This is a genomic window from Limnohabitans sp. (assembly GCF_044361645.1).
Classification (GTDB): Bacteria; Pseudomonadota; Gammaproteobacteria; order Burkholderiales; family Burkholderiaceae_C; genus Limnohabitans_A.
The window spans coordinates 68,500-74,859 of sequence record NZ_JBIKIL010000001.1; the positions used below are offsets into that span (position 1 = coordinate 68,500).

Annotated in this window: 6 protein-coding genes; all 6 read left to right on the forward strand. The window is 59.8% G+C overall.

Features of this window, described 5'->3' with window-relative positions; all coding sequences use genetic code 11:
- The first annotated feature begins 53 nt into the window (after positions 1-53).
- Complete coding sequence (locus ACIQ39_RS00355) at positions 54-1,085, forward strand: ABC transporter ATP-binding protein (protein WP_396432613.1); 1,032 nt, start codon at positions 54-56, stop codon at positions 1,083-1,085.
- A complete protein-coding gene (locus ACIQ39_RS00360; RefSeq protein ID WP_396432614.1) occupies positions 1,082-2,023 on the forward strand; it encodes an ABC transporter permease in 942 nt (313 codons plus the stop codon). The genes ACIQ39_RS00355 and ACIQ39_RS00360 overlap by 4 nt, the downstream gene beginning before the upstream one ends.
- Entirely contained in the window at positions 2,013-2,834 is an 822-nt protein-coding gene (locus ACIQ39_RS00365) for an ABC transporter permease (RefSeq protein ID WP_396432615.1), read from the forward strand. Before ACIQ39_RS00360 ends, ACIQ39_RS00365 begins: the two co-directional genes overlap by 11 nt.
- An 85-nt stretch (positions 2,835-2,919) precedes the next feature.
- On the forward strand, positions 2,920-4,332 hold the full coding sequence (locus ACIQ39_RS00370; RefSeq protein ID WP_396432624.1) for a gamma-aminobutyraldehyde dehydrogenase: 1,413 nt from the start codon (positions 2,920-2,922) through the stop codon (positions 4,330-4,332).
- A gap of 13 nt (positions 4,333-4,345) precedes the next feature.
- A complete protein-coding gene (gene gabT / locus ACIQ39_RS00375; RefSeq protein ID WP_396432616.1) occupies positions 4,346-5,641 on the forward strand; it encodes a 4-aminobutyrate--2-oxoglutarate transaminase in 1,296 nt (431 codons plus the stop codon).
- Between the two features lie 78 nt (positions 5,642-5,719).
- The coding region (locus tag ACIQ39_RS00380; RefSeq protein WP_396432617.1) for an aldehyde dehydrogenase family protein at positions 5,720-6,360 on the forward strand (641 nt) is incomplete at its 3' end.

The window sequence follows — 6,360 nt, forward strand, 5'->3', positions numbered from 1 at the left end:
ACTGGCGCATAGGTGCCAGCCCCTTCCCCCTTTTCAGCGAAAGAGATACCCCGATGACTTCGGCTGTGAGTTTGCGCGACCTGTCGTGCGTGTTTCGTTCGGCTGGCAAGAACATCCATGCCGTGGCCGGGGTGGACCTGGAAGTCCGGTCCGGCGAGTTCTTCACCTTGCTGGGCCCATCGGGCTCGGGCAAGACCACCTGCCTGCGCATGATCGGCGGCTTCACCCTGCCCACCAGCGGTCACATCGCCATCCACGGCCAGGACGTCAGCCAGAAGCCGCCTTATGCGCGACCGGTCAACACCGTTTTCCAGGACTACGCACTGTTTCCCCACATGACCATCTTGGACAATGTGGCCTACAGCCTGATGGTGCGCGGCGTGGATCGCGCCACCCGTGAGAAAAAAGCACAACAGCTGCTGGAAACCGTGCAGCTGCCCGACGTGGGCCAGCGCAAGCCGGTCCAACTCTCGGGCGGACAGCGACAGCGTGTGGCCATGGCACGTGCCCTGATCAGCGAGCCCCAAGTGTTACTGCTCGACGAACCCCTGGGCGCGCTGGATTTGAAGTTGCGCGAGCAAATGCAAAGCGAGCTCAAGAGCCTACAGCGCAAGCTGGGCATCACCTTCATTTTCGTCACACACGACCAGCACGAGGCGCTGTCCGTGAGCGACCGCATCGGCGTGTTCAACCTGGGTCGCTTGGAGCAGGTGGCCACACCGGCTGAGCTTTACCAAAGTCCAGCCACGCGTTTTGTGGCCGAATTCGTGGGCGCGGCCAATGTCTTGCAAGGGGCCGATGCGCGCCGGTACGCCGCTGCCGAGGTTCTGATGATCCGCCCCGAGCTGATCGGGCTTGCACTGGATACATCGCCCGAGCGCAGCGCTGCGGCACGCACCCATGGCACCGTGGCTGAGGTGCAGTTTTTCGGTGCCTTCTGGCGCGTCTTGGTGCAACCAGAACAGGGCTTACCCCTGCTGGTGGATCTGCCAGTGCACGGCCACACACAGGTCCCGCAACCCGGTGCCATGGCCCACTTGTCTTGGGCCGATGAGGCCATGCACATCATCGAAGCCCAGCCATGAACAGCATCGCCCTGCCCGCGCCTCGACAAGCACTGGCCGACAGGCTGTCCACGCTGCTGTACACACGCCGCGGTCTGCTGCTGGCCCTTTTGCTGACGCCGCCCCTGTTGTGGTTCGGTGTCATCTACCTGGGCTCTTTGTTCAGCTTGTTGGCCAACAGCTTTTTTAGCCTGGATGACTTTACCGGTCAGGTGGTTCGAGAAGTTGGCTTCGGCAATTTCATAGAAATATTCACGCCCACCAACTTGGATGTGGCCTTGCGCAGCACCCTGATGGCCATCAGCGTCACCGTGGCCTGCGTGCTGATCGGCTTTCCGATTGCCTACTACATGGCACGCTACGCGCGCGGGCCACTCAAGGCTCTGCTCTACGTGGCAGTGATGCTGCCGCTGTGGTCCAGCTATTTGGTACGGCTTTATGCCTGGAAGCTTTTGTTGGCCAAGGAAGGCGCCATCTCCTGGGTCATGCAGAGCCTGCACTTGCAGTGGCTGCTCGATGCTTTGCTTTCCATACCCGTGTTGGGTGGCAATTCGCTGAGCTTTTCGCCCATGGGCACCTTCCTGGTCTTTGTCTACATGTGGCTGCCCTTCATGATCCTGCCCATCATGGCGGCCATTGAGCGCATTCCCGGCTCCTTCCTTGAGGCCTCTGGCGACTTGGGAGCCTCGCCGGCACAAACTTTTCGCCAGGTGAGCTTACCGCTGGCCATGCCGGGTATTGCAGCGGGCTCCATCTTCACCTTCTCGCTGACCCTGGGTGACTACATCATTCCGCAAGTCATCGGCAACTCAACCCTTTATATCGGTCAGGTGGTGTACCGGCAGCAGGGTGTGGCGGGTAACCTGCCCTTTGCCGCCGCTTTTTCGCTGGTGCCCATCGTGATCATCGGTGTCTATCTTTGGCTGGCCAAGCGCAAGGGGGCCTTTGATGCGCTCTGAGAAATTTTCCAAACCGCAGCGCGGTGCCTCTTGGGGCCTGAGGGCGGCCACTGCGGCCGGTGTACTGTTCCTGCACATCCCGCTGGCGCTGATTGTCCTATACGCTTTTAGCAGCGAGGACAAGAGCTACGTCTTTCCGCCGCCTGCCTTAACCACCCAGTGGTTTGGCGTCGCCATGGAACGACAGGACGTGTGGGACGCCATGGCGCTGTCCTTCAAAGTTGCGCTGTGGGCCACGGGCATCGCCATGGTGCTGGGCACACTGGCAGCCGGCGCTCTGGCACGCACGCAGTTTTTCGGCCGCGATGCGGTGAACCTGCTGCTGATCTTGCCCATCGCCCTGCCCGGCGTGATCTCTGGCATCGCCCTGCGCTCGTCGTACCACACCTTGGAAATTCCATTCAGCTTTTGGACGATCGTGATTGGCCACGCCACCTTCTGTGTGGTGGTGGTCTATAACAACGCGGTGGCGCGTTTGCGGCGCATCAGCCCGGCACTGGTCGAGGCCTCCATGGACCTCGGTGCCAACAGCTTCCAGACTTTCCGCTATGTCCTGTTTCCCCAACTGGGCTCGGCTTTGCTGGCCGGTGGCCTGCTGGCCTTCGCCCTGAGCTTTGACGAGGTGATCGTCACCACGTTCACGGCGGGACAACAAACGACTTTACCGATTTGGATGCTGCAAGAGCTGATTCGACCGCGCCAGCGCCCAGTGACCAACGTGGTCGCGGTTTTCATGATTGCCTTGACCTTCATCCCCATCGTGGCCGCTTACTGGCTTTCCCGTGCGGACGAAGACAGCCAAAACCGCTGAGGCACTCACGCTCTTTTTGCCCCTCCCATTGAGAATCATTCACATGAAAAAAACCATTGCAAACCATTTGACCTACCCCACAGACTTGATGATTGCCCAAACCTTGGTGCAGGGCGAAGGCGTCGCGGAGCCCATACTCAATCCGGCGACAGGGGAAGTTTTGTGCCATGTGCGCGAAGCCTCAGCCCAGCAAGTGAACGAGGCCGTGATGGCCGCCAGCCATGCTTGGCAAACCTGGTCAAAAACCACCCCTTCTGAGCGCGCTCAACTGCTGCTCAAACTGGCTCAAGCGATTGAGGATCATGCCGCACAGTTTGCCCGCCTTGAGTCGCTCAACTGCGGCAAACCCTATGCGCGAGCATTGGAAGACGAGATTCCAGCGATTGCCGACTGCTTTCGCTACTTCGCCGGTGCCGTGCGCTGCATGAACGGCACCATTTCGGGAGAGTATTTGGCGGGCCACACCAGCATGATTCGGCGAGACGCGATCGGGGTTGTGGCATCCATCGCCCCGTGGAATTACCCACTTTTGATGGCGGCATGGAAAGCTGCACCGGCCCTGGCTGCAGGCAACAGTGTTGTCCTCAAACCCAGCGAGCAAACACCCCTGAGCACCTTGCTGCTGGGACGCGTCGCCGCCGACATCTTACCCAGTGGCGTGTTCAATGTGATCTGCGGTCGCGGCACCAGCGTGGGACAGGCGCTGGTCGAAAACCCCCAAGTGCGCATGGTCTCGGTCACTGGCGATGTGTCGACAGGGCGAAAGATTTTGCAAGCTGCATCGGGCACGCTCAAACGCACACACTTGGAGTTGGGTGGCAAAGCACCCGTGATTGTGTTTGACGATGCCAACTTAGATGAGGTGGTTGCTGGCATTCGCACTTTCGGGTACTACAACGCGGGCCAAGACTGCACCGCTGCCTGCCGCATTTATGCGGGCTCCAAAATCTACGACAAGCTCGTGGCCGAACTCAGCAACGCGGTGTCCACGCTGAAAATGGGGACACAAGACGAAGACGGGGTGGAGCTGGGACCCTTGATCTCTGATCGCCAGCGCAACCGCGTCGCCAGCTTTGTCGAACGCGCTCAGATGGCGCCCCACATGGAGGTCACCACGGGCGGAAAAATACGCAGCGGAGCAGGTTTTTTTTATGAGCCCACCGTGATAGCAGGGGCTCTGCAGGACGATGAAATTGTCCGCCGAGAGGTGTTTGGCCCGGTGGTCTCCATCACGCGCTTCAAAGACACCGCCCAAGCGGTGGACTGGGCCAATGACTCCGACTATGGCTTGGCCTCCAGCGTTTGGACGCAAGACATCTCACGCGCCATGAGCGTGGCCCGAGAGCTGCAATACGGCTGCACCTGGATCAACACCCACTTCATGTTGGTCAACGAAATGCCCCACGGTGGCCTCAAGTCATCGGGCTACGGCAAGGACATGTCGATGTACGCGCTGGAAGATTACACCGTAGCGCGCCACGTGATGATCAAACTCTGAAGGACATCCTCCCATGAATTCCCAATCGAAAAATGAAAGCCTATTGGTCAGGCAAGCCGCAGCCACACCCCGTGGTGTGGGCGTGATGGCTCCTTTCTTTGTGGATCGTGCGGAAAACGCTGAACTTTGGGACATTCAAGGGCAGCGCTACCTTGACTTTGCTGGGGGCATTGCGGTACTGAACACGGGTCACCGTCACCCTCAAGTGGTGGCTGCCGTGCAAGCGCAGCTGGCACGCTTTACCCACACCTGCTACCAAGTGATTCCTTATGAAAGCTATGTGGCTTTGGCCGAAAAACTCAACACGCTCACCCCAGGCTCGCATGCCAAAAAAACAGCCTTCTTCTCTACCGGAGCTGAGGCTGTCGAAAATGCCATCAAAATCGCCCGGGCTGCCACTGGGCGAAGTGGCGTCATTGCTTTTGGCGGTGCCTTTCATGGCCGCAGCCTCTATGCCGTGGGTTTGACGGGCAAAGTTGCACCCTATAAGACAGCCTTTGGCCCAATGCCTGCAGAGATCTTTCACGTTCCATTCCCCAGTGACGAGGCCAGTTTCAAGCAAGCTCGTGAGGCCGTGGCGCGCTTATTCAAATACGACATCGAGCCCAGCCGTATCGCAGCCTTGATCTTTGAACCCGTCCAAGGCGAAGGTGGTTTTCACGTCATGCTCGAGGAGGCCATGCAGTGGGTGCGCACGCTTTGCACCGAACACGGCATTGTCATGGTTGCCGATGAAGTGCAATCGGGCTTTGGCCGTACAGGTCGGCTCTTTGCCATGGCGCACCACCATGAACGGGGCATCACGGCCGACTTGCTCATCAGCGCCAAGTCGATGGCCGCAGGCTTGAACCTGTCCGCCGTGACAGGCCATGCCAAGCTGATGGATGCCCCAGCCCCTGGTGGTTTGGGGGGCACTTATGCAGGCAACCCCTTGGCAATCGCTGCGGCGCATGCGGTGATTGACATCATGCAAAACGAGCAACTGCCCACGCGCGGGCAATTGCTGGGCGACCAACTGCAAGCGCACCTGCGGGCCTTGCAACCTCGCGTCCCAGCAATAGCCCAAGTGCGCGGTTTGGGTGCCATGGTGGCCGCTGAATTTCGCCATCCAGACGGTACACCCAACGCGGCTTTTACAAAAGCAGTGCAAGCCTATGCGCTGTCGCACGGATTGATTTTGCTCACCTGCGGCATGGATGCCAATGTGCTTCGCTTTTTGTTTCCCCTGACGATTGCCCATGCACACTTTCAAGAAGCCTTGGGCATTCTTGAGGCGGCCTTGCTCAATGCGGTGACCGTGGCTGCTTAGTTCAAAACGAATGCTGGCCCCTTGAGGCAAAATCAGGTCACTTTTGCCTGAACACCCGCTCTCAACGTGAGGCCTCCGATGACCATGACCACCTCCCCCCTCACCCAACTCAAAGACCCCAGCCTGCTCAAAACCGATGCCCTGATCAACGGCCAATGGGTCTCTGGCAGCAGCCGCTTTGACATCACCGACCCGGCTACTGGGGCGGTGCTCGCGAATGTGGCCAACTTGGGGCCAGCCGAGGCCGAACAAGCCATTGCCGCCGCCAACGCCGCTTGGGGTCCTTGGAAAGCCAAAACCGCCAAAGAGCGCAGCATCATCTTGCGCAAGTGGTACGACTTGCTGATGGCCAACCAAGACGACTTGGGCCGCATCATGACCGCCGAGCAAGGCAAACCGCTGCCCGAGGCCAAAGGCGAAGTGGCCTATGGCGCGAGTTTTGTCGAGTGGTTTGCCGAGGAAGCCAAGCGCATCAACGGCGAGACCCTGCCCCAGTTTGACAACACACGCCGCCTGTTGGTGCTCAAGCAGCCCATTGGCGTGTGCGCGGCCATCACGCCTTGGAACTTCCCGCTGGCCATGATCACGCGCAAAGTCGCGCCCGCCTTGGCCGCAGGCTGCCCGGTCATCATCAAGCCGGCCGAACTCACGCCGCTCACCGCCCTGGCGGCGGCCGAGTTGGCCATCCGCGCGGGCATCCCGGCGGGTGTGCTCAACAT

Excerpts from the sequence above, each read along its gene's own strand:
- ACIQ39_RS00360 (WP_396432614.1), top strand. The coding sequence starts at position 1,082 with ATGAACAGCATCGCCCTGCCCGCGCCTCGACAAGCACTGGCCGACAGG.
- ACIQ39_RS00355 (WP_396432613.1), top strand. The coding sequence starts at position 54 with ATGACTTCGGCTGTGAGTTTGCGCGACCTGTCGTGCGTGTTTCGTTCG.
- gabT (WP_396432616.1), top strand. The coding sequence starts at position 4,346 with ATGAATTCCCAATCGAAAAATGAAAGCCTATTGGTCAGGCAAGCCGCA.
- ACIQ39_RS00365 (WP_396432615.1), top strand. The coding sequence starts at position 2,013 with ATGCGCTCTGAGAAATTTTCCAAACCGCAGCGCGGTGCCTCTTGGGGC.